This is a genomic window from Aurantiacibacter odishensis (genome assembly GCF_003605195.1).
Taxonomy (GTDB): domain Bacteria; phylum Pseudomonadota; class Alphaproteobacteria; order Sphingomonadales; family Sphingomonadaceae; genus Alteraurantiacibacter; species Alteraurantiacibacter odishensis.
Map to the genome: position 1 here is coordinate 565,277 of NZ_QYOS01000025.1, position 23,620 is coordinate 588,896.

Sequence of the window (23,620 nt, forward strand, 5' to 3'; positions counted from 1 at the left end):
CCATTCTCGGCCCCAATGCAAGGTGGCCGATTGCAGGTGTAACCGGTTCGTTATAGCATTTCCGCTTCCGCCCGTCCGGGTATGAAGGGGAACATCATCGTGAGAAAGTTTGCACTGGCACTTGCTGCCACCACCGCGCTTGCAACGCCTGTCCAGGCGGGCGAGGCCTACAATCTGCTAGGCCCGGTGATGACCGACCCCACGGTGGACCAGATCGAGGATCGCTGCGACTACTACGCCAGCCAGATCGATCTGTATCGCGATGCCATGCTGGGCGATGCCGATGCGGCAACGGTTGCCAACACGCTGGCCCGGTTCGACGATCTTTCCGCCCTGCTGTTCTCCGCCAGTTCGGAAGCCGGGCTTTACCAGCAGGTGCTGCTGACCCCAGAAACGCGCGCGGCGGGCGGTGCCTGTGCGGCGCGGATCGCCGGGCTTGCCAGCGAGATCACGCTGTCGCGGCCGATCTATGACAGGCTATCCGAGCTCGACGTGTCGGGTGCCGACCCGGCCAACCGACGCTTCTACGAAACAACGATGGACGCTTTCCGCCGTGCAGGCGTTTCGCTGGACGATGCGCAGCGTGCGCGAGTGCAGGAAATCAACGCCCGACTGGCGGACCTCTCCACCGAATTCGCCCAGAACATTGCCGAGGACGTGCGCACCATCGAAGTCGCGCCCGAAGAACTTGCCGGCCTGCCGCAGGACTACATCGATGCACGCGAAGTGGGCGAGAACGGGATGATCACTCTCACCACGGCATCGCCAGATTACGTGCCGGTGATGACCTACGCCGAGAGCGACGACCTGCGCCGTCGTTACTCCGAACTTTACGGTCAGCGCGCATGGCCCGCGAACGACGACGTGCTGCGCGAGATTTTCACGCTGCGCGACGAACTGGCGCAGCTGACGGGGTTCGAGAACTACGCCGCGCTGCAATTCGCCAACCGGATGCTCAATACGCCCGACCAGGTGGAGGACCTGATCGAGCAGACTGACGAGGCCGCGCGCCCTGTGGCGGAAGCCGATTACGCACAGCTGTTCGCGATGCTTCAGGAACTGCGCCCCGGTGCCGAGCGGATCGAGCCTTACCAGCTGGGATGGCTTGGCCCCAAGGTGCAGCAGGCGAATTACGATTACGACCCGCAGGAAGCACGGCAGTATTTCCAGCACGACAACGTGCGCGACGGCATTTTCGACCTGACCGAGCGGCTGTTCGACGTTGAAGTGCGCGAGTGGAACGCGCCGGTCTGGCACGACAGCGTAGGGGCTTACGAACTCGTCGAGGACGGCGAAGTGATCGGGCGCTTCTATCTCGATTCGCACCCGCGCCCGGGTAAGTACACCCACGCCAATGTCGTGCCGCTTTACGCAGGCTCACCCGCCGATGGGCAGGTGCCCGTCGCGGCGCTAGTGCAGAACATGCCCGAAGGCCTGATGGAGCACGGACAGGTAACGACCTTCCTGCACGAATTCGGCCACGTGCTGCACTTCATCTTCGGCAGCCGCCACGAAATGGCCAGCAATTCGATGATCAGCGTTGAGTGGGATTTCATCGAAGCCCCGTCGCAAATCCTCGAGAACTGGGTCTACGACTACGATACGCTTGCCACTTTCGCCGTGAATGCGGAAGGCGAGACGATCCCGCGCGAACTGGTGGAGCGGATGAACGCCGTGCGTCATTTCAACCAGGGCATGTTCGAAATGCGCCAGCTGGGGCTGACGGCCACGTCCTACAATTACTACACGCAGCCCATTCCGGACGATCTGGGTGAGGCGGCGCGCGAATGGCAGCAGGCCTATTCGCTGGTGCCGATCTCCCCCACATCGGAAATGCAGGCGGCCTTCGGACACCTCGATGGCTACGGCGCGGCCTACTACACCTACGGCTGGTCGCGCGTGATCGCCGCGGACATGTTCAGTCGCTTCAAAGCAGAGGGGCTGACCAACCCTGAAACTGCCGCGGACTATCGCCGGCTGGTGCTGGAGCCGGGCGGCACGAAGCCCGCAGCAGAACTGGTGCGCGATTTCGTGGGACGCGACATCTCGTTTGACGCATTCCGCGAAGACCTGGAGCAGGGATTGCCGGAGGAGTGAGGCCGGGCGGCCTCACCCTTTCCGATCAATAGGCTCGGGCGACGTAGACACGCTCCACGGCGGGTTCGCCGGTGAAGATGCAGGTGCCGTCTGCGGGCGGCGCGTGCATCGGCACGTTGCGCAAGGTAAGGCGAAGCTCCTTCAGGGTTTCGACCACCTTGGCGAGCGCATCGCCGGTCGGCTTCGCCCACTGGACTTCCACCCAGCCGGGATACTTCGCCTCGCGGCTGAAGTGTTCGGCCAGGGCATCCATGTCCGAAATGTCGCGGCGGATATTCGCCTCGCGCCGCTCGCGCGCTTCCACCAGCATGCCGTTCTGCATGTCGGCGAGAACGCCCGGAATGCTTTGCGCGCAAAGATCGCGGTCCGGGTTCTGGAACTCGGGCTTGCCGGTTTCGGTATTCCACAGCGCATCGCGGCGCAGCAGGCTGACAACGCCGTTCTCCATGTCGCGGCCTCCGACCTCGATGACGACTGGCGCACCCTTGCGTACCCAGTCCCAGCGCTTGGCCGCAGCCTTGCCGGGGCGCTTGTCCAGCAGCACGCGGGTCGGTTCGCCCAGCGCAGTCTGCCCGGCGATGGCGGCGCGAAGTCCCTCGCAATAGTCGAGCAGCGCTTCGTCTTCGGGCTTGTCGCGCAGCATTGGCAGGATCACCACTTGGAAGGGGGCAAGCGCGGGCGGCACCCGCAGCCCGTCGTCGTCGCCATGCACCATGATCAGGCCGCCGACCATGCGCGTGGACACGCCCCAGCTCACCGTGTGGCACAGCACTTCGCGCCCGGCATCGTTCTGGTACTTGATATTTGCCGCATGGGCAAAATTGGTGCCGAGATAGTGGCTGGTGCCTGCCTGCAGCGCCTTTCCGTCCTGCATCATGGCCTCGATCGACCAGGTTTCGACAGCGCCGGGGAAACGCTCGTTCTCCGGCTTCTCGCCCGCGATCACGGGAATGGCCACGTCTTCCTCGGCAAAGGCGCGGTACATTTCCAGCGCCATCATCGTCTCGGCCTGCGCCTCTTCCGCGCTGGCGTGGGCGGAATGGCCTTCCTGCCACAGGAATTCGCTGGTGCGCAGGAACATGCGGGTGCGCATTTCCCAGCGCACAACGTTGGCCCACTGATTCAGGCGCAGCGGCAGGTCGCGCCACGACTGGATCCAGCGGCTCATGGCATCGCCGATGATGGTTTCGGACGTGGGGCGCACCACCAGCGGCTCTTCCAGCTTGGCTTCGGGATCGGGGATCAGGCCCCCTTCCCCGTCGGCAATCAGACGGTGGTGCGTGACGACGGCCATTTCCTTGGCGAAGCCATCGACATGTTCGGCCTCGCGCTCGAAATTCTTGAGCGGGATGAACAGCGGGAAGTAGGCGTTCTGCACGCCCGCCGCCTTGATCCGGTCATCGAGCAGGCGCTGCATTCGTTCCCAGATGCCGTAGCCCCACGGCTTGATGACCATGCAGCCCCGCACGCCCGATTCCTCGGCCATGTCGGCGGCTGAAATGACTTCCTGATACCAGGCGGCGAAATCATCCTCGCGCTTGGTGTTGAGGGCGTGGCGTATGGCAGACATCGGCGAATCTCGCGGGCAAATAGAAGGTGCACGCCCCATGACGCTGCGCGGGGGCGATGTCGAGTTTTGCGTGAAAGCGGCTGTCCGCTGTCGGTGGATTATTTGCCCAGTTCGTCCAGCTTGCGCTGCATTGCGGCCATCTGCGCTTTCAGGGCATCGATCTCGTCGGACTTCCCTTCCGGCTGCGTGGCCAGAGGTGCCGCGCTTCCACCGGGCATGAATGCACCGGCCGCAGCCTGGAACATAGCCATGTTCTGTTCGGCCATCTTGGTAAAGGCATCGGGCCCCATGCTGGACTGGAACGCCTCGCGCAGCTTGCTCTGGTTCGACTGGAAATTTTCCATCGTCGCCTCAAGGTAGGGCGGCATCATGGCTTGCATCGAATTGCCGTACATGCCGATCAGCTGGCGCAGGAAACTGACGGGCAGCATGTGCTCTCCGTTGGCCTCTTCCTCCATGATGATCTGCGTCAGGATCGTGTGCGTGATGTCGCTGCCGGTCTTGGCGTCAAGCACCTGGAAATCCACGCCCGTGCGCACCATCCGCGCCAGGTCTTCCAGGGTGATATAGCTGGATGACTGCGTGTTGTAGAGGCGACGGTTGGCGTACTTCTTGATGATGATCGTATCACCATCGGCAGTGTTCTTGGCCATAATGCGATTTCCTGCGCTTATTGTTCTTGCGTGCTTAGCACTTGCAGCATTGAATTGCCAATCCTTCTAGTCAGGAGACCCTTTCGAAACGGTTTCCCAGCAGCGTCAGCAGTTCGTACTGTGAGAGGCCGGAGATTCGAGAAGCCTGCGGCAAAGTATAGGAAAGATTGCAGAAATCGCCCTCTGAAAGGTCGGTATCGGTGCAGTCGAGGATGATCATGTCCATCGATACCCGTCCGATGATCGGTAGCCTTCGCCCGTCATGTTGCATCGCACCTTCAGCGCCCCAGGAGCGCAGAATACCATCGGCATAACCCAGTGAGACTGTTGCCGCGCGCATCGGCCTAGCTGCGGCGAATACGGCGTTGTAGCCAACCTTGTCGCCCGCACCCAGTTCCCTCACCTGCAGCACGGCAGCTTCGACGTAGGCGACCTGCTGCACCGCATCGCACAGCGTTTCGCGCGGGATGCCGCCATAGAGTGCGAGACCGGGCCGGGTCAGGTCGAAGTGATAGTCTGCACCCAGCGCAATCCCGGCGCTGTTCGCGAGGCTGAGTGCCTTGGGTTGAACCTGCTGCGAAGCCTCGCGGAAAGCGTGAAGCTGGGCGCGGTTCTGCTCCGTGTCCTCGTCCGCCGAGGCTAGGTGGGACAGCAGCGTATCGACCTGAAGCTGCCGGATCGCCGGATCGCCGAGCTTGCATGGTTCCACGCCGAGGCGGTTGATCCCGGTATCCACCATCAGGTGGCACGGCCCGCCGCCCGCCTCCAGCCAGACCTGCGCCTGGTAAAGCGAATTGATAATCGGCAGGACGCCGGTTGCCTGCGCGAAAGCGGCTTCCTGCGCATTTCCCACGCCGTGCAGCACGGCGATGCTGCCGCCGTCCGTGTGAGCAAGCACACCGGGCACCTCGCTCCAGTGCGCGACGAAGAACTGCCTCGCCCCTGCACCCAGCAAGGCGGGCATCACGTGATCGATGCCGAGGCCATAGCCATCCGCCTTCACCGCAGCGCCCGCCCTTGCGTTACCGGAGAGCTTGTCCAGCGCGCGCCAGTTATCGGCGAGTGCCGCCGTGTCGATCCGCAGGCGCAGCGTCGCCGGCGGGAGGTCAGGAATGTTCATCGGAGAATTCGCGCGGAGGTCCGCCCTTGATGCCCCACCATGCTACGACTGCGCCAAAGGCAACCACGGCCCAAGTGTACCACAGGCCGGCATAGACATCGCCCGTGCGCGCCTGGATGTAGCCTGCAATCAGCGGCAGGAAGCCGCCAAGATAACCGGCTCCAATGTGATAGGGGATGGAAAGCGAGGAATACCGGATCTGCGGCGGAAACATCTCCGCCAGCAGCGCCGCCACCGAGCCGTAGGTCAGTGCGGACAACATGCCGAAGCCTAGCAGCAGTGCGACGATGCCGAGGATGTTGGCCACAGGCGGCGTCTGGACCGAGAAGTCATAGCCCTGCGCCTCGAGCGCGCCGCGTATTTCCGCGCGCCTGTTTTCTTGATCGAGCGTGCTGTAATCGAGGGTTGCGCCACCGATATCGACTGTGGAGGGGATATATGTATCTCCTGACGCGCCGCCGCGCAGATCATATGGTACACCAAGTGCGGTAAGATCCTGCAACACGCGGCCACATTGCGTTGCCTGCACCTCGGCGAAGGGATCGAAGCTGCACTCGTTTCCGCTTACCACCACCGGCGCTTCCTCTGCGCTGCGTTGCAGGCCAGGGTTGGCGAGCGAGCCCATGCCCCAGAACAGGGGGAAGATCAGCACCAGGGTGAGTAGCGCGCCGATGATGATCGGCTTCTTGCGCCCCACCCTGTCCGACCATTTGCCGACGACGAGGTAGAAGCTCATCGCAATCGCGCCGGAGACGAGCATGATCACCTCAACCAAGCCTTCTTCCATCCGCATCGGGCCGCGCAGGAACGAGAGGCTGGAGAAGAAGGCGGTGTACCAGATGGTGGTGAGGATGCCGGTGATTCCGAACAGCGCCACGAAGATGCGGCGCTTGTTGCCGGGATAGGTGAAACTCTCGATGAAGGGGTTTCCGGCGGTCTCGCCTGCCTCCTTCATCGCCTGGAACACCGGGCTTTCCGAAAGCTTGAAGCGCATCCACAGGGAAATGCCCAGCAGGATCAGCGAGAGCAGGAAAGGCACGCGCCAGCCCCATTCCACGAACTCGTCGGCGGGAATCAGCGCGCGGCAGGCCAGCACGACGAGGATGGAGAGCACGAACCCGCCAACCACGCTCGCCTGAATGAAGCTGGTGTAGAATCCCCGTTTTTCCGGCGGCGCGTGTTCGGCCACGTAGATCGCGGCACCGCCGTATTCCCCGCCCAGAGCTAGCCCCTGCAGGATGCGAAAGAAGATCACGATGATCGGCGCGGCGATGCCGATGGTCGCCGCCGTCGGGATCAGGCCCACGCCTGCCGTCGCCACGCCCATCAGGGTAACGGTGACGAGGAAGGTGTACTTGCGCCCCAGCCTGTCTCCCAGGAACCCGAACAGGATGGCGCCCAGGGGACGGAAGCCGAAGCCGACGGCGAAGCCCGCCCAGACCAGCAGCAATTGCAGCGTCTCGTTGTCGCTGGGGAAGAACGCGGCGCCGATCAGGGCCGCCAGCGTGCCGTAGATGAAGAAATCGTACCATTCGAAGATGGTCCCTGCTGAACTGGCGGCGATGACCAGCCGGATTTCCTTGGCGCTGGGTTCGTGGTGTGTGCTTGCGGCCGATGTCGCCATGTGCTCCCCCGAGATTTCGACGAGAGAAGCGTTAGCCCGCCGCGTTCGCGCTGGAAAGGGCTTCGCTGGCGGCCTTCCACGGCAACAGCATGGCCCCGTGCCGACCGGGATAGTCGCGCGCGGGCGCGATCAGATCGAGATCGGGCCAGTTCGGCAGCGTGCCACCGCTGTCCAGCCATGCCGCCATAGCTTCGAGGGTGGCGTCGATATCGGCTGCGCTCTTGCCCCTCGCATGGCGGGCAAAGATTGCGGCGGCGGCTTGTCCAACTGCGCAGGCGCGCACTTTCATACCCACGACAGCGATCCTGTCCTGCCCATCGATGCCGAGATCAAGCTCCATCGTGGAGCCGCACGCTGGGGAGCGGGCGGAGCCGCGGGTATCGGCCTCCGCCAGCGGCGGCATATTCGCCAGTTCGACAGCAGCGGACAGCATCCGGGGGGTGTAGAGCCGTTCGGCGCTCATCCGGCTTCTTCTTCTTCATCTTCTTCCAGCAATCGCGCCCGGCGCTCCGCAATGATCTGCACCATCGCGCGCGATCCGGCATCGACCAGCTGGTAGGTCCGCGCTTCCGCGATCCACAGTGGGCGGCCTTTCGCACCCCACACCGTATCATATCCCAGCACCAGCAGGGAAAAGGCGATCACCACGATGATGACGCCTTTCAAAGCGCCAAACCCGAAGCCCAGCACCCTGTCGATCGGTCCCAGCACGGAGTTGCGCGTCGAACGTCCAGCAATGCGGGCGATCAGCTTCATCGCGGCGTAGGGGATCAGCAACAGCAGAGCAAATGCGAGGATCGAAGCGGTGATTGGCGAGCCCATGAAGTCGAGGATCGCAGCAGTCAGGTCCGTATGCAGAAAGCGGATCGCGAAGATCGCCAGAACCCACGCCATGATCGACAGGACTTCCTGCACGAATCCGCGCAGGAACCCGCCGATTGCGCCGACCCCTACGATCAGCAAAACGATCAGATCAAATCCCGTCATCCGGCGAAAGACTTATGCCGATGCCATGACCCGGTCAACGAGAGACGAGACCGCGTTCACATCCGAATATCGCAAGCCAGCAACGTCCTGCCCGCCGTCTGCCGGGCCGAAAGCGGTCTTGAAGCCAAGCTTTGCCGCCTCTTTCTGTCGCACATTGCCGTGGGCAACCGGGCGAACCTCCCCCGACAGGGCGAGTTCGCCGAACCACACGGCGCTGGCGGGCAGCGGTTTGTCTGCAAGCGCACTGATGAGTGCGGCGGCAACGGCCAGGTCCGCCGCAGGATCGGCTAGGCGGTAGCCTCCCGCAACGTTCAGGTAGACCTCCGCCGTCGAGAAACTGAGACCGCAACGCGATTCCAGCACTGCCAGCAGCATGGCGAGCCGGCCGCTGTCCCAGCCCACCACTGCGCGGCGCGGCGTCGCCCCGGACTGCAGGCGGACGATCAGCGCCTGTATTTCGACCAGCACCGGTCGGGTGCCTTCCAGCGCGGGGAAAACTGCGGCACCGGCGATAGGCTCGTCCCGACCCGAGAGGAACAGCGAGGACGGGTTGCCCACCTCGTCCAGCCCGTGCCCTTCCATCGCGAACACGCCGATCTCGTCCACCGCGCCAAAGCGGTTCTTCAGGCATCTCAGGATGCGGTACTGGTGGCTGCGCTCTCCCTCGAAACTCATCACCGTGTCGACCATGTGTTCCAGCACACGCGGCCCGGCAATGTTGCCATCCTTGGTGACGTGGCCCACCAGCACCAGCGCGGTGCCCCGTTCCTTGGCATAGCGGATAAGTTCGAACGCACTCGCGCGCACCTGGCTGACAGTGCCGGGCGCGCCTTCGATCATGTCTGAATGCATGGTCTGGATCGAATCGACCACCAGCAGTTGTGGCGGCTCATCCTGCCCGAGCGTGGTGAGAATATCGCGCACCGACGTTGCCGCTGCGAGCTTCAGCGGGGCCTTGGAGAGGCCCAGCCGCGCCGCGCGCATTCGCACCTGCCCGGTCGCTTCTTCGCCGCTTACGTAAACCGCACTGCCGCCTTCCTGCGCGATCTTTGCCGCAGCCTGCAACAGCAGGGTGGACTTGCCGATACCCGGCTCCCCGCCCATCAGGATCGCGGCACCGGGCACCAGCCCGCCGCCCAGGGCCCGGTCGAACTCGGCGATGCCGGTTGTCCGCCGCGCGAGTGGCTTGGTCGGAGCATCAAGCGATTCGAAGGCAATCGCCCTCCCCCCGCTCGATAGATCGTGCTTGGCGGTAAACGCCGTGTCGGGGGTGTCCTCGACAAGTGAATTCCACTGCGAACAATCGGGGCATTGCCCTTGCCAGCGGTGGGACACGCTGCCGCAGTCGGTACAGATGAAACGCTTCTTGGGCTTTGCCATGGCTCAACCGCTAACCGGAACGAAAGCGGAACGCAAGCGCGCAGAATGCGGCATCTGGCCACGACGCGCCGCATCTGCCATCAAGCAGGAGATGCGGCAGAAAGAGCTAAGAATTGCGCTGGTCTGTTATGGCGGTGTCAGCCTGGCGGTCTACATGCACGGCGTCACCAAGGAAATCTGGAAACTCGCCCGCGCCAGCCGCGCCTACCACGCCTCGGATCGCGCCCGGCTATCGGGTGTGGAAGCGGTTTACCATGACCTGCTCCGCCATATCGAGGAGGATCGCGGGCTTCGCCTGCGTGTGCTGCCCGATATAATAACCGGGGCCAGTGCGGGCGGCATCAACGCCGTCTTCCTCGCCCAGGCTATCCATTCCGGCCAGAGCCTGGAGCCCCTGACCGAATTGTGGCTGAAGAACGCCGATGTCGAACGACTGGTGGAGCCCGAAGCTCGGCCGTGGTCGCCCGCAGCGCGCGTCTACATGCGACCGATCGTCTGGTATCTGACGCGAGGGCCCGGCAACACGGTGACCGAAACCGTCGCCGTCGAAACCCGGAACGAGGTACGGCGCAAGATTTCCAGCCTCGTGCGCGGGCGCTGGTTCGAGCCGCCGTTTTCCGGGGCCGGTTTCTCGCGGCTGATCCACAATGCCTTGAAGGCAATGGAACAGAGCCCGTCCGGCGAACCCCTGCTACCCTCGCGCCACCCGCTCGACTTGCTGGTGACAGCGACCGATTTTCGCGGGCGGCTCGAGACGTTGCGCCTCAACAGCCCGCCGCAGGTGGAGGAGCCAGAACATCGCACGCCTATCGCCTTTCGCGCCCACACGCCGATCGAGGGCGGGCAGAACCTTGCGCAATTGTGCGAGCTCACGCTGGCGGCGCGGGCGACGGCAAGTTTTCCCGGCGCGTTCCCTCCGCTGCGCATCGCCGAGATCGACGAGGTGTGCGGCGGTGACTGGCAGGAGCGCGAAGAATTCCTGCGGCGCGTCATGCCAACGCACGTGAATCGCGGCACGATAGACCACGTCGCGCTGGTCGACGGATCGGTGCTGAACAATGCGCCGTTCGAGGGCGCAATCGAAGCGCTCACCGTGCGGCCCGCTCAGCGGGAGGTGGACCGGCGCTTCGTCTACATCGACCCCTCCCCCCGACGCCCGCGGCCAGCGGAAGGCGAGGCCGTGAAGCCGGTGAGTTTCTTCGGGGCCATCGCCGGTTCGCTTTCCGCCATCCCGCGTGAACAACCGATTCGCGATAATCTGGAGGTGCTCGAAAAGCAGACGCGCGAGGCTGAGAACCTGCGCAAGATGGTGGCCGCTTTGCGTTCCGAAGTCGAAGGCGCGGTGGACAGGCTGTTCGGCTATACGCTTTTCCTTGACCGGCCCAATCGAAAGCGCCTCGCCAACTGGCGCGCGCGCGCCCAGCAGGCGGCGGCGGAGCAGGCCGGTTACGCCTTCCACTCCTATGCGCAGGCAAAGCTGAGCGGCATCATAGACAGGCTGGCAGACCTTGCCCGCCGCGCCGCCAACATGGCGGACATGCCGAGCGCGCCGGTAATCGCAGCGCGGCTACGACAGGAAATCGACGCGCACGACATGACCCGGCTCAGCGCGGAAAAAGGCGGCGGCGCGAGCGAGGCGGCCATCGCGTTCTTCCGGGATCACGACCTGGCTTTCCGCATCCGCCGGTTGCGACTGCTGGCACGAAGGCTTTCACGCGACTGGGAGCACGATCCCGACATTCCCGACGAGGGGCTGGAGGACGCGCGCGACGCCGTTTACCGCACGCTGACGCTCTATTTCGCCAAGGAAGACCCGCAGAACCTCGGCCTCGATTTCGCGGAGATCGCCGCCGGGGTGATGGACGATCCGGGCCGGTTCCTGAATGGGCTGGCCCAACGGCGCGCATTGCGCGCGACGGACGAGGCTGCGGAAGAGGTCTTGTGCGAAGCGTTGGGTGCCATGCCGAAAGACCTGCGGCGGCGCGTGCTGCTCGCTTACCTCGGCTTCCCATTCTACGACGTGGCCACGCTCCCGCTACTGAGAAACGAAGGCCTGACGGAGTTCGATCCGGTAAAGGTCGACCGGATCAGCCCGGAGGACGCAAAGGCCATTCGCGACGGCGGCACGGCGGCGACGCTGCGCGGCACCGAGTTCTTCAACTTCGGCGCGTTCTTCAGCCGCGCCTATCGCGAGAACGATTACCTGTGGGGCCGTCTCCACGGGGCGGAGCGGATGATCGATCTCGTCTGCTCGACAATTCCCGGCGGCCATGACGAGGCGCATTGCCTGGCCGTGAAGCGCGATGCTTTTCTGGCAATCTGCGACGAGGAAGCGGAGCGTGACAACTGCAATCCGCAATTGATCGCATCGCTGCGGGAAGAGATCATCGCCAAGCTGGGAGCGGGTTAACCCCCGAAGGCTTCTTTCAGCTTGTCGAAGAAGCCGCGGCTTTCCGGGCATTCCTCACCCGTTTCGGTCTCGCGGAATTCGCGCAGAAGTTCCTTCTGGCGGGATGAAAGCTTGGTGGGCGTTTCTACCATCACTTCCACTACCAGGTCTCCGCGACCGCGCCCTTGCAGGACGGGCATACCCGCTCCGCGCTTGCGCAATTGCTTGCCGGACTGGATGCCCGCAGGAATGTCGATCGAGTGCTTCTCGCCATCGAGGCCGGGAATTTCCAGCGTGTCACCCAGCGCGGCAACAGTGAAGCTGACGGGTACGCGCGTGAACAGCGCCGTGCCTTCACGGGCGAAGACGGGGTGTTCCTTGATATGCACGAAGATGTAGAGATCGCCCGCAGGCGCGCCCATCGGCCCGGCCTCGCCCTTGCCGGAGAGGCGGATGCGGGTGCCGTTGTCGACGCCGGGCGGAATCTCGACATCGAGGACCTGCTCTTGGTCCACCCGGCCTTCGCCCCGACACGAATGGCAGTGCTGTTCCAGCACCTCGCCGCGCCCGCTGCACGTGGGGCACGGGCGCTCGATCACGAACAGGCCTTGCTGCGCGCGGACCTTGCCGTGGCCGTGGCACAGCTCGCAGCGACGCTTGCCGGTGCCCGGTTCCGCGCCGGAACCTTCGCAGGTGTCGCAGGTCGCGGCCACTTCCACGGTGATCTGGGTGGACTTGCCGTGGAACGCTTCTTCCAGAGAGACCTGCATGTCGTAGCGCAGGTCCGCCCCGCGGCGCGGGCGGGCGCGTCCGCTGGCACCGCCGCCGAAGGCGCTGCCGAAAATGGTCTCGAAAATATCGCCAAGATCGCTGAATTCCGCGCCGTGATGGCCGCCGCCACCACCCATGCCTTGCTGGAAGGCTTCGTGACCGTAACGGTCGTAGGCGGCGCGTTTCTGCGGGTCTTTCAGCACTTCGTAGGCGGCGCTGCACGCCTTGAAGCGGGCTTCCGCCTCGGCATCGCCCGGATTGCGATCCGGATGGTATTTCATCGCCATCTTGCGATAGGCGGACTTGACCGTCGCGCCATCGGCATCGCGCGAGACGCCAAGCAGTTCGTAGAAATCGACTTCAGTCGCAGACATTAAAGAACCCCCAAACCGTACCGCCACCGGCGCGGAAAGCGTCGGTGGCGGTTGGTTTGTCCATCATTAAACCGATCAGGACTTGCCGTTGTCTTCGTCCACCTCGGTGAACTCGGCATCGACAACTTCTTCTTCCTCGGCGGAGGAGGAAGCATCGCTGGCTGCGGCATCGGCAGCGGCGTCAGCGCCGGCAGCCTGTTCCTTCTCGTAAATGGCCTGGCCCATCTTCATGGCGACCTGCGTCAAGGCTTCGCTCTTGGCCTTCATGGCTTCGATCTCGCTGCCTTCCAGAGCTTCCTTCGCTTCGGAAACCGCGGTTTCGATCTCGCCCTTCAGTCCAGCGTCGATCTTGTCGCCATTTTCCTCGAGCTGCTTCTCGGTGGCGTGCACCAGGCTGTCGAGGTTGTTCCGGACTTCGGCGGATTCGCGGCGCTTCTTGTCCTCGTCGGCGAACTTCTCGGCATCCTGCACCATCTGTTCGATGTCGGAGTCCGAAAGGCCACCGGAGGCCTGGATGCGGATCTGCTGTTCCTTGCCCGTGCCCTTGTCCTTTGCGGACACGTTCACGATGCCGTTGGCGTCGATGTCGAAAGTCACTTCGATCTGCGGCACGCCGCGCGGTGCGGGAGGAATGCCGACAAGGTCGAACTGGCCGAGCAGCTTGTTGTCCGCCGCCATTTCACGCTCGCCCTGGAATACGCGGATCGTCACAGCGCCCTGGTTGTCCTCGGCGGTGGAGTAGACCTGCGTCTTCTTGGTCGGGATCGTGGTGTTGCGGTCGATCATGCGGGTGAACACGCCGCCCAGCGTCTCGATGCCCAGCGAAAGCGGGGTCACGTCGAGCAGCAGCACATCCTTCACGTCGCCCTGCAGAACCCCTGCTTGGATGGCAGCGCCCATGGCCACGACTTCGTCCGGGTTCACGCCGGTATGCGGCTTGGAACCGAAGAACTCTTCCACCACTTCGCGAACCTTGGGCATGCGGGTCATGCCGCCCACCAGGATCACTTCGTCGATGCCGTCCTTGGCAACGCCGGCGTCGGCCAGCGCCTTCTTGCACGGCTCCAGCGTGCGCTTGATGAGATCACCCACCAGTTGCTCCAGCTTGGAGCGGCTGATCGTTTCCACCAGGTGCAGCGGAGTGGACGAGCCACCTTCCATGCGCGCGGTGATGAACGGCAGGTTCACTTCCGTTGTCTGGCTGCTGGAAAGCTCGATCTTGGCCTTCTCGGCAGCTTCCTTCAGGCGCTGAAGAGCGAGCTTGTCGGTCTTCAGGTCCATGTTTTCCTTGGATTTGAACTGCTCGGCCAGGTAGTCGACAATCGCGTTGTCGAAGTCTTCACCGCCCAGGAAGGTGTCGCCGTTGGTCGACTTCACTTCGAACACGCCGTCCCCGATTTCGAGGATCGAGACGTCGAAGGTGCCGCCGCCAAGGTCGTAGACGGCGATGGTCTTTCCGTCTTCCTTGTCCATGCCATAGGCGAGCGCGGCCGCAGTCGGCTCGTTGATGATGCGCTCTACTTCAAGCCCGGCGATCTGGCCGGCATCCTTGGTTGCCTGGCGCTGCGCATCGTTGAAGTAGGCGGGAACGGTGATGACCGCCTTGGTCACGGTTTCGCCAAGATAGCTCTCGGCGGTTTCCTTCATCTTCTGCAGGATGAAGGCGGAAATCTGGCTGGGCGAATACTCTTCGCCGCCTGCTTCGACCCAGGCATCGCCATTCTTGCCCTTGACGATGTCATAGGGAACGATGTCCATGTCCTTCTTGGTGGTCGGATCATCGAACCGACGACCGATCAGGCGCTTGATCGCGAACAGGGTGTTGTCCGGGTTGGTGACGGCCTGGCGCTTGGCAGGCTGGCCGATCAGGCGCTCGTCATCCTTGGTGAAGGCCACGATCGAGGGCGTCGTGCGCGCGCCTTCCGAATTCTCGATAACCTTGGGCTTGCCGCCTTCCATCACTGCGACGCAGCTGTTGGTGGTGCCAAGGTCGATACCGATAATCTTGCTCATAATTCCCCATCTCTTTCAGTGTTGGACGCTGCACGTTCGGCCCCCCGATCCCGCGGGGATCCTGATGGCAAGGCCACTCGGCAGCTCGTGAAAAGCTGTGTATCGAAGGCGGATATAGGAGCGGTTTTGCTTGGCACAAGGGAGCGCGGCGACTAGAAATCCGCGTATCTTCTGAGAGGGGAATTCGATGAATACAAAGAGCATTCTGGCTTCCGTGGCGGCGCTGGGCCTGGTCATGGCAACGGCAGCCTGCGGCGGTGAGGCCGAGGAGCCCGCGGCGGACGCGGAACCCGATGCCCCTGCCGGCATCACCGTTTCCGATGGCTGGATGGCCCTTCCCGCCGTCTCCGGAAATCCGGCAGCCGTTTATTTCACTGTCAGCAATTCGAGCGATACCAATCGCATGATCCGCTCCGCCTACGTGGAAGGTGCGGGCAGCGCCATGCTCCACCAGATGAGCGAGTGGAACCTGCAGCCTTCCATGGATGAGGTAATGCAGCTCGATGTGCCCGCGGGCGGCAACCTGGCCTTCGAGCCGGAGAGCTATCACGTGATGGCGATGGACCTGGCCGATACGCTGGAAGTCGGCGGAGAGACCGAAGTCACGCTGACCTTCGTCGGTGGCGACAAGGTTAGTTTCCCGGTCGAAATCCGTGCACCGGGCGATGCGCCGGGCGGCGACGCGGATTAATCTGGGTGGAATAATTTGGGCAGAATAATGGATGCAGGCAGCGCGACCTCCTGCCCCATCGGCGGCGAAAGACCGCTGAGCGAGGGAGAGGTTGCGCTTGCCCGCAGCATGTTCGGCGATGCCATCGATTATGCGAAAGTCCGTATAAGGCGCCGGAAATGGGCGTTCTTCCAGCCCAGGCGGATCACCATGGCTCCGCGTGGCCATATCCATTTCCATCCTCTGGGCGATACCTATTGCGATGATTTCGCCAGCGCGCCCATCACCCGGCAGGCGCTGTTCATCCACGAAATGACCCATGTCTGGCAGACCCAGACGCGCGGAGACTGGTATCTGGTCCTCAACCGGATGCCGTGGGCGACTTACGACTATTCGCTGAAGCCGGGATGGCCGCTGACAAAGTACGGCATCGAGCAGCAGGCGCGCATCGTCGAGCACGCCTTCCTGCTACGTAACGGTTACAAACTGGCTGGCGTTGGCGACCCTGCTGCATATGATGTGCTGGTGAATTTTCCCGGAGCAGCAAGGCCGGGCTAGCAAGAGAGAGAGGCCGCGAAGCGCAAGGAGAGAGAGGGACCGTCGATGCCGCACAAGGTAGACCACGCAGCCATCCTGAAGAGCCACGCCGAAGTGCGCGGGGATATCGGGAATATCTGGCAATCGATCGATCCGGCGAAGACCGCGCACCTGATCGTGGACATGCAGAACGGCTTCGTTGCCGAAGGTGCGCCGGTGGAGGTGCCCGAAGCCCGAGGCGTGGTGGACGAGATCAACCGCTTGAGCCGCGCAGTGCGTGATGCCGGCGGGGTCAATGTCTTCCTGCGCTTCACCACGCCCGATCCCGAGGGTCCGGCGGCCTGGCCGATATTTGCGGAGCGCATGATGGACGGTATTGCCGCCCACCGTGAGGCATTTACGAAGGGCGCGGATTACTGGCAGATGTGGCCGGAGATCGAGGTCGATACCGCCGATCTGTTGGTCGACAAGCACCGCTTCAGCGCATTCACGCCGGGCACCTGCGACCTGCACTCCATCCTGTCCGAACGCCGTATCGAGAACCTGTTGATTTCCGGCACGCTGACCAATTGCTGCTGCGAAAGCACGGCGCGCGATGCCATGCAGCTCAACTACCGCGTGATCATGGCTGTCGACGCCTGCGCGGCGCTCAGCGACGAGGCCCATGCAGGCACGCTCGACAGCATGGCGCTGGCCTTCGCAGACCTGCGAACTGTCGATGAACTGGAAGGTATGTTGACGAAACAGGCGGCTGCCGAAGCAGCCGCCTGATCTGCGCGCTTACCAGTAGCGCTCGTAACCGTCGTAGCCGCGGCAGTCGTCATCGACGTAGCGACCGTCGCCGTAGTAGCCGTCGCAGCGGTCGTTCTTGTCGGTAGCGTAGCCGACAACGCCGCCGATTGCGGCACCGGCAAGCGCGTAGGTCTCGATATCGCCGCCAAGCAGGGCGGCACCGGCTGCGCCAGCGGCGGCACCGGCAAGGCCACCCTCAACCGCATAGTTGTCTGCGCAGGCACCAAGACCCATCGTCGAGGCGACCAGCGCGGGGGCGAGTAGCAATTTCGTATTCATGGTAATTCTCCGTAAGTCCCCCGTATTGAGGAACTTACGGTTGGTCATGCCAATCGGTTCCGCGAATCCGCGCCTTATTCGGGCTTCTTCGCAACGCCTACCATGCTGGCACGCAGCAGGCGATCCTTGATCATGTAGCCCGCCTGCATTTCCTGCACCACGGTGCCGGGCTCGGCCTCGTTCGTGGGCACTTCCATCATCGCCTGGTGCTGGTTCGGGTCGAGCGGCAGGCCCATAGCCGCGATGCGGGTGATGCCGTGCTGGCTGAACACCTTGTCCAGCTCGCGCTGGGTCGCCTGGATCCCGGCGACAAGGCCCTTGAACTTGCTGTCTTCGCGCAGGTCTTCCGGGATCGCGTCGATAGCGCGGGCGAGGTTGTCGGCAACGCTCAGGATATCGCGGGCAAAGCCAGTCGCGGCATAGGCCCGCGCGTCCTGCACCTCTTTCTCGAGGCGGCGGCGCTGGTTCTGCGCTTCGGCCTTGGCGTAGAGCGTTTCCTGCTTGGCCGCTTCGAGGTCGGACCGCAGCTGCGCCAGTTCCTCTTCGAAACCGCCCTGCTCTTCTACCGTCGGCTCGTCCGAAAGCAGTTCCTCGGGTACGCCTTCCAATTCCTTTTCAACCGCTTCGTCGCGGTTCTTGTCGTTCTCGATCATGTGTCTCGCTAACCAAATCTCTTGCCCAGGGAATGGGCGGTGAAGTCCACCATGGGAACCACGCGCGCGTAATTCAAGCGCGTGGGACCGATTACGCCCAGCACGCCGACCACCTTCCCCTCGCGGTCGCGATAGGGGGCGGCGATGACGGACGAGCCGGACAATGCGAACAGCCGGTTTTCCGCCCCGATGAAGATGCGGGTCGATTCCGCCTGCCGCGCGCTGTCGAGCAATTGCGCCACCGACTGCTTGTTTTCAAGGTCGTCGAGCAATTGCCGCACGCGCTCCAGGTCTGTCGCCGCGCTTTCGTCGATCAGGTTGGACGCGCCGCGCACGATCAGGACAGGGCGCTTGGCCGCATCCTCGGTCCAGGTGGCGATTCCCGCTTCGACAAGCCGCTGGCTGGCTTCGTCGAGCGCGCTCTTGCCCGACGCGATCTCGGCCTGCATGGCCTTGCCCGCCTCAGCCAGCGTACGGCCCTGCAAGCGGGCGGAGATGTAATTGCCCGCCTCCTGCAAGGCGCTGGGTGAAGCTGGCGCGTCGAGTTCCAGCACGCGGTTCTCGACATGCCCGTCCTCTCCCACCAGCACCGCGAGAGCGCGGGTCTGGTCAAGCGGAACGAGGCTCAACTGGGTAAGCCGCGCCTCTCGCTGGGGCACCATCACCATGCCTGCCGCGCCCGAAAGGTTGGAAAGGAGCGCGCTGGTCGTTTCCAGCGCTTCCTCGATGGGACCGGGTGTCGCCAGTTGCTTGGCGATGGCGGACCGTTCCGCCTGCGTCGGCTCGGCAACCTGCATGATACCGTCCACGAACAGGCGCAGGCCGAGGTCCGTCGGCATCCGCCCGGCGCTGGTGTGCGGCGCTGCCAGGAGGCCGAAACCTTCGAGTTCGCTCAGCACCGAGCGGATCGAGGCGGGTGACAGGTTCACTTCCCCGCGCTGCGCCAGTGTCTTGGAGCCGACCGGCTGCCCGCTGGCGAGGTAATCCTCCACCACGAGGCGGAATATCTCCTTTGCGCGCGCTGTCAGTTCGGTGATCGGTGGAGAAGCCATGACAGCGCCTTATCTAGTCGCTAGGGCGCAAGTCGCAAATGCCTCAATCGGAGAATTCCATGCGACCTTCCGGCCGCGCGCCTGACGAAATGCGCGCCATTACCATCGAAACCGGCTTCACCAAGCACGCCGAGGGCTCCTGCCTGATCAGCTTTGGCGATACGCGCGTGCTGTGCACGGCCAGCGTTGAAGAACGCATCCCGCCGTGGTTGCGCGGCAAGGGTCAGGGTTGGGTCACGGGCGAATACTCGATGCTTCCCCGCGCCACGCACACCCGCGGTTCGCGTGAAGCGGCCAAGGGCAAGCAGAGCGGGCGTACGCAGGAAATCCAGCGTCTGATCGGTCGCAGCTTGCGCGCCGTGTGCGACATGGAGAAGCTGGGTGAGCGCCAGATCACGCTCGATTGTGACGTGATCCAGGCCGATGGCGGCACCCGCACCGCTTCGATCAGCGGCGCTTGGGTGGCGCTGCGCATGGCGGTGAACAAGCTGATGGAAGCAGGCGCGATCAAGGAAGATCCGCTGACAGCCAAGATCGCCGCGATTTCCTGCGGCATCCACCAGGGCACCCCGGTGCTGGACCTCGACTATGACGAGGATTCCAACGCCGATGCCGACGCCAACTTCGTGCTGATCGAAGGCGGCCAGATCGCCGAGGTGCAGGCGACTGCCGAAGGTGCGACCTACGACGAGGAAGGCCTGCTGCGCCTCTTGCGTCTCGCCCAGATGGGCTGCGCGGAAATCTTCAAAGCGCAGGACGCGGCGACGAAATGAGCCGCAAGCTGGGATCGGGCAAGCTCGTCATTGCCACGCACAACGCGGGCAAGCTGAAGGAAATCGCCAAGCTGCTGGAGCCGTACGGGCTCGATTGCATCTCGGCGGGTTCGCTCGGCCTGCCCGAGCCGCCCGAAACCGGCACCACGTTCGTCGAGAACGCGCTGATCAAGGCGCGCGCAGCGGCGGAGGCCTCGGGCCTCCCCGCCCTCGCCGATGACAGCGGCCTGTCGGTCGCTGCGCTGGACGGTCGCCCCGGCGTCTACACCGCCGACTGGGCCGAGCGGCAGTTCTTCGAAGGCGAGCCGGGCCGCGACTGGTACATGGCGATGGGCAAGGTCGAGGGGATGTTGCAGGCCAAGGGGTCGGACGTGCCCCGCGACTGCTGGTTCTCCTGCGTCCTCGCCCTCGCCTGGCCCGATGGCGAACACGTCGTCTACGAAGGCCGCGCCGATGGCACGCTCACTTGGCCGCCGCGCGGAACGATGGGCTTCGGCTACGATCCCGTGTTCGTGCCGGTCGGACGAGAGCAGACCTTTGCCGAGCTGGACCCGGAGGAAAAGCACGCGATCAGCCACCGCGCCGATGCCTTTGCCAAGCTGAAGGCCGACCAGTTCGGCGTTTAGAAAACAGGCTGGTTGTAAACGTTGCCCGCCGGGAAATAGCGGCAGACGAGGAAGTCGTTCGTCTGCCCCCTCGCAACTGCGCAGCCGACTTCCCGTGTGCCGCGCCAGATCACCTGGGTATAGTGGCCGACATCCCGCCAGTTTCCAGTTCGCGAGACCTGCGGGAAAGTGCCGTTCCTGAAATGCTGCCGCTCGTTAACGAAGCCGCCCACCATCACGTCCGGCCCGTAGTATCCGGCATGGCCCATCCACAGGTTCTCGCCCGCGGCGTTGCGTTGCTCCCGATTGGCGTGGATCATCCGGCCCTGTCGCGCGAGGTGCTGCGCCCACTCGTGTGCGTCGCGCGCAAGGCGATTGCTCCATTCGAGGCGCGGCACGCCCACATCGGCACGGGCGCGGTTGTGTTCTTCCAGAAGCCCCATGGCGAAGGGATTGATGCGGTCGCGCTGCTGCGCGGCAAGGGGCGAACCCGCCGCGACGAAAGCGCCAAGCGTTGTGACAGCCATAGCAGCGGCGAATGCGACCCGTCCTTTTCCCATGCGCCCACCTTGGCTATTGCAAGTTAACGGAGACTGAAAACAACCCCATGGCCCGCGCGCTCTACATTCACTGGCCCTTCTGCCTCGCGAAATGCCCCTACTGCGACTTCAACTCGCACGTGCGCGAAAGTGTGGAGGTAGACGCATGGCAATCTGCCCTGCTGGCAGACCTGCGGCACGAGGCCGAAGTGGCTGGTGGGGAACCCTTGCACTCGATCTTCTTCGGCGGTGGCACGCCGTCGCTGATGCCGCCTGCACTGGTCGAGACCCTGCTGGCAGAGGCGGAGAAACTCTGGGGCTTCGCGCCCGGCATCGAGCTCACGCTGGAAGCCAATCCTTCGTCGGTAGAAGCTGCCAACTTTGCGGCGCTCGCAACGGCGGGAGTCAATCGCGTGTCGCTGGGCCTTCAATCGCTGGACGATAGCGCGCTCACGTTCCTTGGCCGATTGCACAACGCTGCAGAGGGGCTGAAGGCGCTCGACACCGCGCAGGCCGTGTTCGACCGTGTATCTTTCGACCTCATCTATGCTCTTCCAGACCAGACCGAGTCGCACTGGCGCGACCAGCTTTCACGCGCCCTTGGCTTCGGCACCGGGCACCTCTCGCTCTACCAGCTCACTATCGAGCCGGGCACCCGCTTCGCCACCGACGTGCGGCGCGGCGGCTTCACTCCGCTGGATGACGACCGCGCCGCGGACCTCTTCGCGCTCACCCGCGAACTGACCGAAGCAGCGGGCTTGCCGCCCTACGAGATCAGCAACCACGCGCGTCCCGGCGAGGAAAGCCGACACAACCTCACTTACTGGCGATACGAGGATTACGCCGGGATCGGACCCGGAGCCCATGGCCGTCGCGGCGGCCTTGCCACCCTTCGGCACAAGAAGCCCGAGAACTGGCTCGATGCTGTCGCCCGCAACGGGCACGGTCTGAAGGAAGAGCGCGCCCTCGTTCGGGGGGAGCAGGCCTCGGAAGCGCTGCTGATGGGACTGCGACTGGCGGAAGGGGTCGATCTCGAAATGCTCGGTAATCGCCTGTCTGTCGACCCCGGCGCGCTGATCGACCACGCCAAACTTTCGCATTACGCCGACCTCGGCCTCGCCTGGAAAAATGGCTCGCGTATCGGGATGACGCCGGACGGAATGCCGCTGCTCGACGCGCTGCTGGCGGAAATCGTGGCGGACGAACTGGTTTCGGCATGAGCGCATCGGCCCTGCTCGATCAATGGCGAGACCATCTCGCTACCGGCAGGCGGAGAAGCCCGCACACGGTTCGCGCCTATGTCGCGACGGCGGAGCGGCTGCTGTTGGCCGTCGGCCTTTCGGACTGGGACGAGGTGGCGAAAGTCTCGACACGCGAGCTTCGCGGCCACCTCGCCACGCGCCGGACCGACGGGATCGGCAACGTGTCGGCTTCGCGGGAGCTTTCCGCGCTCAAGGGCTTCATCGCCTTCGCCCGCGAGCAGGTTGGGGCCGATCCCGGCACCGCACCGCGCCTTCGCGGGCCGCGCATCAAGAAGGGCCTGCCCCGGCCCGTTACGCCCGATGAAGCCGTCGGCATCGCGGAAATGGTGCATGGCACGGCGGCGAGTGATTGGACGGGGAAGCGCGACGCCGCGGTGCTTTTGCTGATGTATGGCGCGGGCCTGCGCGTCGCCGAAGCCCTGTCGCTCACGGTGGACGACCTGCCGCTGGGTGAGACGCTGGTCGTGACCGGCAAGGGCAACAAGCAGCGCGTCGTTCCCCTCATCCCGGTCGTGCGCGATGCAGTGTCAGCCTACGTCGATGCCTGCCCTCATCCGATGGAGAAGGGCGACCCGCTGTTCAAGGGCGCTCGCGGCGGTGCCCTGTCACAGGGAATGGTCCAGAAAGCGATGGCCCGCGCGAGGAAAGCGCTGGGACTCCCTTCCACCGCGACGCCGCATGCCTTGCGGCACAGCTTCGCCACGCACCTGCTGGGATCGGGAGCGGACCTTCGCAGCCTGCAGGAATTGCTCGGTCACGCGAGTCTCGGCTCGACGCAGATCTATACCAAGGTCGATGCGGCGAAGATGCTGGACGCCTATCGCTCCGCGCATCCGCGCGAAAACGACTAGTCCTCCTCACGCTCCGCGCGCGGTGTCCATGTGAACAGGCGCCACACGTAGCCGGCCACAGTCAGCGCGATCATGCCCAGGATGATCCAGGCGATGATGTGCTGCGAATCCTCCAGCCAGTGGCCCAGCCACTCGCCGCCCTTGATCAGCAGTGCATTCCAGATCAGCGACCCGGCAAAGGTGAACAGCAGGAACTTGCCCTTGGGCATGTGGGCAAGGCCAGCAGGCAGCGAGATGATCGTGCGCAGGAACGGCGAGAAGCGCAGGAAGAACACCACCCAGTGCCCTCGCCTGACGAAGAACAACTGCGCCTTGGCAATATGCTCCCAATCGACCGTCAGCCACCGCCCCCAGCGATCGACGAACGGTTCGAGCCGCTGGTAGCCGTAGGTGTCCCCCAGCCAGTACCAGCAGTAATTCCCGGCCACGGTACCCAGCGTTCCGATCAGCAGCAGCGGCCAGAACTCCATGGACCCGCGCTGCACCAGCAGGCCGCCCACGCCCATGATGACTTCGCTGGGCACGGGCGGAATGATGTTCTCCAGCGCCATCAGCAGGAAAATGCCGATGTATCCGCCGCGCTCGATCAGGTCGATGATGAGGGTGTCCATGCCCTAGTAACCCGCAGT

Annotated in this window: 23 protein-coding genes; 9 read left to right on the top strand and 14 right to left on the bottom strand. The window is 63.9% G+C overall.

Going from position 1 to position 23,620, the window contains the following annotated elements:
- Positions 1 to 99: 99 nt before the first annotated feature.
- Positions 100 to 2,097, top strand: a complete 1,998-nt coding sequence (locus D4Q51_RS14680) for a M3 family metallopeptidase (protein WP_162925350.1) — start codon at positions 100 to 102, stop codon at positions 2,095 to 2,097.
- A gap of 25 nt (positions 2,098 to 2,122) precedes the next feature.
- On the opposite strand, the gene D4Q51_RS14685 is transcribed toward D4Q51_RS14680, so the two are convergent.
- From D4Q51_RS14685 to radA, 7 genes are all read right to left on the bottom strand, one after another.
- The gene (locus tag D4Q51_RS14685; RefSeq protein WP_120078559.1) at positions 2,123 to 3,667 is read right to left on the bottom strand and encodes an aminoacyl--tRNA ligase-related protein; all 1,545 of its coding nucleotides are present in this window, start codon (positions 3,665 to 3,667) and stop codon (positions 2,123 to 2,125) included.
- Positions 3,668 to 3,765: 98 nt separating this feature from the next.
- A complete protein-coding gene (phaR, locus tag D4Q51_RS14690; RefSeq protein ID WP_120078560.1) occupies positions 3,766 to 4,320 on the bottom strand; it encodes a polyhydroxyalkanoate synthesis repressor PhaR in 555 nt (184 codons plus the stop codon).
- 70 nt (positions 4,321 to 4,390) lie between these two features.
- Positions 4,391 to 5,440, bottom strand: coding sequence for an alanine racemase (gene alr / locus D4Q51_RS14695; RefSeq protein WP_120078561.1), 1,050 nt, complete (start codon positions 5,438 to 5,440; stop codon positions 4,391 to 4,393).
- On the bottom strand, positions 5,427 to 7,064 hold the full coding sequence (locus D4Q51_RS14700; protein ID WP_120078562.1) for an MFS transporter: 1,638 nt from the start codon (positions 7,062 to 7,064) through the stop codon (positions 5,427 to 5,429). Before D4Q51_RS14700 ends, alr begins: the two co-directional genes overlap by 14 nt.
- A 31-nt stretch (positions 7,065 to 7,095) precedes the next feature.
- Positions 7,096 to 7,527 (bottom strand): iron-sulfur cluster assembly scaffold protein, encoded by a 432-nt coding sequence (locus D4Q51_RS14705; RefSeq protein ID WP_205689511.1) that lies wholly within the window; start codon positions 7,525 to 7,527, stop codon positions 7,096 to 7,098.
- Entirely contained in the window at positions 7,524 to 8,051 is a 528-nt protein-coding gene (locus D4Q51_RS14710) for a CvpA family protein (protein ID WP_120078563.1), read from the bottom strand. Before D4Q51_RS14710 ends, D4Q51_RS14705 begins: the two co-directional genes overlap by 4 nt.
- Positions 8,052 to 8,063: 12 nt before the next feature.
- Complete coding sequence (radA, locus tag D4Q51_RS14715; protein ID WP_120078564.1) at positions 8,064 to 9,431, bottom strand: DNA repair protein RadA; 1,368 nt, start codon at positions 9,429 to 9,431, stop codon at positions 8,064 to 8,066.
- 91 nt (positions 9,432 to 9,522) lie between these two features.
- On the opposite strand from radA, the gene D4Q51_RS14720 reads away from it, so the two are divergent.
- The gene (locus D4Q51_RS14720) at positions 9,523 to 11,841 is read left to right on the top strand and encodes a patatin-like protein (RefSeq protein ID WP_120078789.1); all 2,319 of its coding nucleotides are present in this window, start codon (positions 9,523 to 9,525) and stop codon (positions 11,839 to 11,841) included.
- Here the strand turns inward: D4Q51_RS14720 and dnaJ are convergent.
- Positions 11,838 to 12,965 carry a molecular chaperone DnaJ gene (gene dnaJ, locus D4Q51_RS14725; protein ID WP_120078565.1) on the bottom strand — a complete coding sequence of 376 codons (1,128 nt, stop codon included), beginning with the start codon at positions 12,963 to 12,965 and terminating at the stop codon, positions 11,838 to 11,840. The genes D4Q51_RS14720 and dnaJ overlap by 4 nt on opposite strands.
- 75 nt (positions 12,966 to 13,040) lie before the next feature.
- Positions 13,041 to 14,978 carry a molecular chaperone DnaK gene (dnaK, locus tag D4Q51_RS14730; protein WP_120078566.1) on the bottom strand — a complete coding sequence of 646 codons (1,938 nt, stop codon included), beginning with the start codon at positions 14,976 to 14,978 and terminating at the stop codon, positions 13,041 to 13,043.
- Between the two features lie 187 nt (positions 14,979 to 15,165).
- On the opposite strand from dnaK, the gene D4Q51_RS14735 reads away from it, so the two are divergent.
- Genes D4Q51_RS14735 through D4Q51_RS14745 form a run of 3 tightly spaced genes read left to right on the top strand, consistent with a single transcriptional unit; the run spans position 15,166 to position 16,956 of the window.
- Positions 15,166 to 15,669 (top strand): copper chaperone PCu(A)C, encoded by a 504-nt coding sequence (locus D4Q51_RS14735; protein ID WP_120078567.1) that lies wholly within the window; start codon positions 15,166 to 15,168, stop codon positions 15,667 to 15,669.
- Between the two features lie 27 nt (positions 15,670 to 15,696).
- Entirely contained in the window at positions 15,697 to 16,206 is a 510-nt protein-coding gene (locus D4Q51_RS14740) for a vgr related protein (RefSeq protein ID WP_120078568.1), read from the top strand.
- Between the two features lie 45 nt (positions 16,207 to 16,251).
- Positions 16,252 to 16,956, top strand: coding sequence for a cysteine hydrolase family protein (locus D4Q51_RS14745; protein WP_120078569.1), 705 nt, complete (start codon positions 16,252 to 16,254; stop codon positions 16,954 to 16,956).
- Between the two features lie 9 nt (positions 16,957 to 16,965).
- On the opposite strand, the gene D4Q51_RS14750 is transcribed toward D4Q51_RS14745, so the two are convergent.
- The 3 genes from D4Q51_RS14750 to hrcA all read right to left on the bottom strand — a co-directional run bounded on the left by D4Q51_RS14750 (position 16,966) and on the right by hrcA (position 18,961).
- Positions 16,966 to 17,256: a glycine zipper domain-containing protein gene (locus D4Q51_RS14750; RefSeq protein ID WP_120078570.1), complete on the bottom strand. Its 291-nt coding sequence runs from the start codon at positions 17,254 to 17,256 to the stop codon at positions 16,966 to 16,968.
- A 74-nt stretch (positions 17,257 to 17,330) separates the two neighbouring features.
- Positions 17,331 to 17,909: a nucleotide exchange factor GrpE gene (locus tag D4Q51_RS14755; RefSeq protein ID WP_120078571.1), complete on the bottom strand. Its 579-nt coding sequence runs from the start codon at positions 17,907 to 17,909 to the stop codon at positions 17,331 to 17,333.
- An 8-nt stretch (positions 17,910 to 17,917) separates the two neighbouring features.
- Complete coding sequence (hrcA, locus tag D4Q51_RS14760; RefSeq protein WP_120078572.1) at positions 17,918 to 18,961, bottom strand: heat-inducible transcriptional repressor HrcA; 1,044 nt, start codon at positions 18,959 to 18,961, stop codon at positions 17,918 to 17,920.
- 59 nt (positions 18,962 to 19,020) lie between these two features.
- On the opposite strand from hrcA, the gene rph reads away from it, so the two are divergent.
- Both rph and rdgB read left to right on the top strand, forming a co-directional pair.
- Positions 19,021 to 19,734 (top strand): ribonuclease PH, encoded by a 714-nt coding sequence (gene rph, locus D4Q51_RS14765; RefSeq protein WP_120078573.1) that lies wholly within the window; start codon positions 19,021 to 19,023, stop codon positions 19,732 to 19,734.
- Positions 19,731 to 20,360, top strand: a complete 630-nt coding sequence (rdgB, locus tag D4Q51_RS14770) for an RdgB/HAM1 family non-canonical purine NTP pyrophosphatase (protein WP_120078574.1) — start codon at positions 19,731 to 19,733, stop codon at positions 20,358 to 20,360. The genes rph and rdgB overlap by 4 nt, the downstream gene beginning before the upstream one ends.
- Here rdgB and D4Q51_RS14775 read toward each other — a convergent pair.
- Entirely contained in the window at positions 20,357 to 20,866 is a 510-nt protein-coding gene (locus tag D4Q51_RS14775) for a CAP domain-containing protein (protein ID WP_240624777.1), read from the bottom strand. The genes rdgB and D4Q51_RS14775 overlap by 4 nt on opposite strands.
- Before the next feature lie 80 nt (positions 20,867 to 20,946).
- On the opposite strand from D4Q51_RS14775, the gene hemW reads away from it, so the two are divergent.
- Together hemW and D4Q51_RS14785 are read left to right on the top strand one after the other, a co-directional pair.
- On the top strand, positions 20,947 to 22,098 hold the full coding sequence (hemW, locus tag D4Q51_RS14780) for a radical SAM family heme chaperone HemW (protein WP_120078575.1): 1,152 nt from the start codon (positions 20,947 to 20,949) through the stop codon (positions 22,096 to 22,098).
- Complete coding sequence (locus D4Q51_RS14785) at positions 22,095 to 22,991, top strand: tyrosine recombinase XerC (protein ID WP_120078576.1); 897 nt, start codon at positions 22,095 to 22,097, stop codon at positions 22,989 to 22,991. Before hemW ends, D4Q51_RS14785 begins: the two co-directional genes overlap by 4 nt.
- On the opposite strand, the gene D4Q51_RS14790 is transcribed toward D4Q51_RS14785, so the two are convergent.
- A complete protein-coding gene (locus D4Q51_RS14790) occupies positions 22,988 to 23,602 on the bottom strand; it encodes a DedA family protein (protein ID WP_120078577.1) in 615 nt (204 codons plus the stop codon). The genes D4Q51_RS14785 and D4Q51_RS14790 overlap by 4 nt on opposite strands.
- Between the last annotated feature and the right edge of the window lie 18 nt (positions 23,603 to 23,620).

What these genes read in the sequence shown, in the direction of transcription:
- D4Q51_RS14685 (WP_120078559.1), bottom strand. Translation starts at nt 3,667, where the DNA reads ATGTCTGCCATACGCCACGCCCTCAACACCAAGCGCGAGGATGATTTC.
- phaR (WP_120078560.1), bottom strand. Translation starts at nt 4,320, where the DNA reads ATGGCCAAGAACACTGCCGATGGTGATACGATCATCATCAAGAAGTAC.
- alr (WP_120078561.1), bottom strand. Translation starts at nt 5,440, where the DNA reads ATGAACATTCCTGACCTCCCGCCGGCGACGCTGCGCCTGCGGATCGAC.
- D4Q51_RS14700 (WP_120078562.1), bottom strand. Translation starts at nt 7,064, where the DNA reads ATGGCGACATCGGCCGCAAGCACACACCACGAACCCAGCGCCAAGGAA.
- D4Q51_RS14705 (WP_205689511.1), bottom strand. Translation starts at nt 7,527, where the DNA reads ATGAGCGCCGAACGGCTCTACACCCCCCGGATGCTGTCCGCTGCTGTC.
- D4Q51_RS14710 (WP_120078563.1), bottom strand. Translation starts at nt 8,051, where the DNA reads ATGACGGGATTTGATCTGATCGTTTTGCTGATCGTAGGGGTCGGCGCA.
- radA (WP_120078564.1), bottom strand. Translation starts at nt 9,431, where the DNA reads ATGGCAAAGCCCAAGAAGCGTTTCATCTGTACCGACTGCGGCAGCGTG.
- D4Q51_RS14720 (WP_120078789.1), top strand. Translation starts at nt 9,523, where the DNA reads ATGCGGCAGAAAGAGCTAAGAATTGCGCTGGTCTGTTATGGCGGTGTC.
- dnaJ (WP_120078565.1), bottom strand. Translation starts at nt 12,965, where the DNA reads ATGTCTGCGACTGAAGTCGATTTCTACGAACTGCTTGGCGTCTCGCGC.
- dnaK (WP_120078566.1), bottom strand. Translation starts at nt 14,978, where the DNA reads ATGAGCAAGATTATCGGTATCGACCTTGGCACCACCAACAGCTGCGTC.
- D4Q51_RS14735 (WP_120078567.1), top strand. Translation starts at nt 15,166, where the DNA reads ATGAATACAAAGAGCATTCTGGCTTCCGTGGCGGCGCTGGGCCTGGTC.
- D4Q51_RS14740 (WP_120078568.1), top strand. Translation starts at nt 15,697, where the DNA reads ATGGATGCAGGCAGCGCGACCTCCTGCCCCATCGGCGGCGAAAGACCG.
- D4Q51_RS14745 (WP_120078569.1), top strand. Translation starts at nt 16,252, where the DNA reads ATGCCGCACAAGGTAGACCACGCAGCCATCCTGAAGAGCCACGCCGAA.
- D4Q51_RS14750 (WP_120078570.1), bottom strand. Translation starts at nt 17,256, where the DNA reads ATGAATACGAAATTGCTACTCGCCCCCGCGCTGGTCGCCTCGACGATG.
- D4Q51_RS14755 (WP_120078571.1), bottom strand. Translation starts at nt 17,909, where the DNA reads ATGATCGAGAACGACAAGAACCGCGACGAAGCGGTTGAAAAGGAATTG.
- hrcA (WP_120078572.1), bottom strand. Translation starts at nt 18,961, where the DNA reads ATGGCTTCTCCACCGATCACCGAACTGACAGCGCGCGCAAAGGAGATA.
- rph (WP_120078573.1), top strand. Translation starts at nt 19,021, where the DNA reads ATGCGACCTTCCGGCCGCGCGCCTGACGAAATGCGCGCCATTACCATC.
- rdgB (WP_120078574.1), top strand. Translation starts at nt 19,731, where the DNA reads ATGAGCCGCAAGCTGGGATCGGGCAAGCTCGTCATTGCCACGCACAAC.
- D4Q51_RS14775 (WP_240624777.1), bottom strand. Translation starts at nt 20,866, where the DNA reads ATGGCTGTCACAACGCTTGGCGCTTTCGTCGCGGCGGGTTCGCCCCTT.
- hemW (WP_120078575.1), top strand. Translation starts at nt 20,947, where the DNA reads ATGGCCCGCGCGCTCTACATTCACTGGCCCTTCTGCCTCGCGAAATGC.
- D4Q51_RS14785 (WP_120078576.1), top strand. Translation starts at nt 22,095, where the DNA reads ATGAGCGCATCGGCCCTGCTCGATCAATGGCGAGACCATCTCGCTACC.
- D4Q51_RS14790 (WP_120078577.1), bottom strand. Translation starts at nt 23,602, where the DNA reads ATGGACACCCTCATCATCGACCTGATCGAGCGCGGCGGATACATCGGC.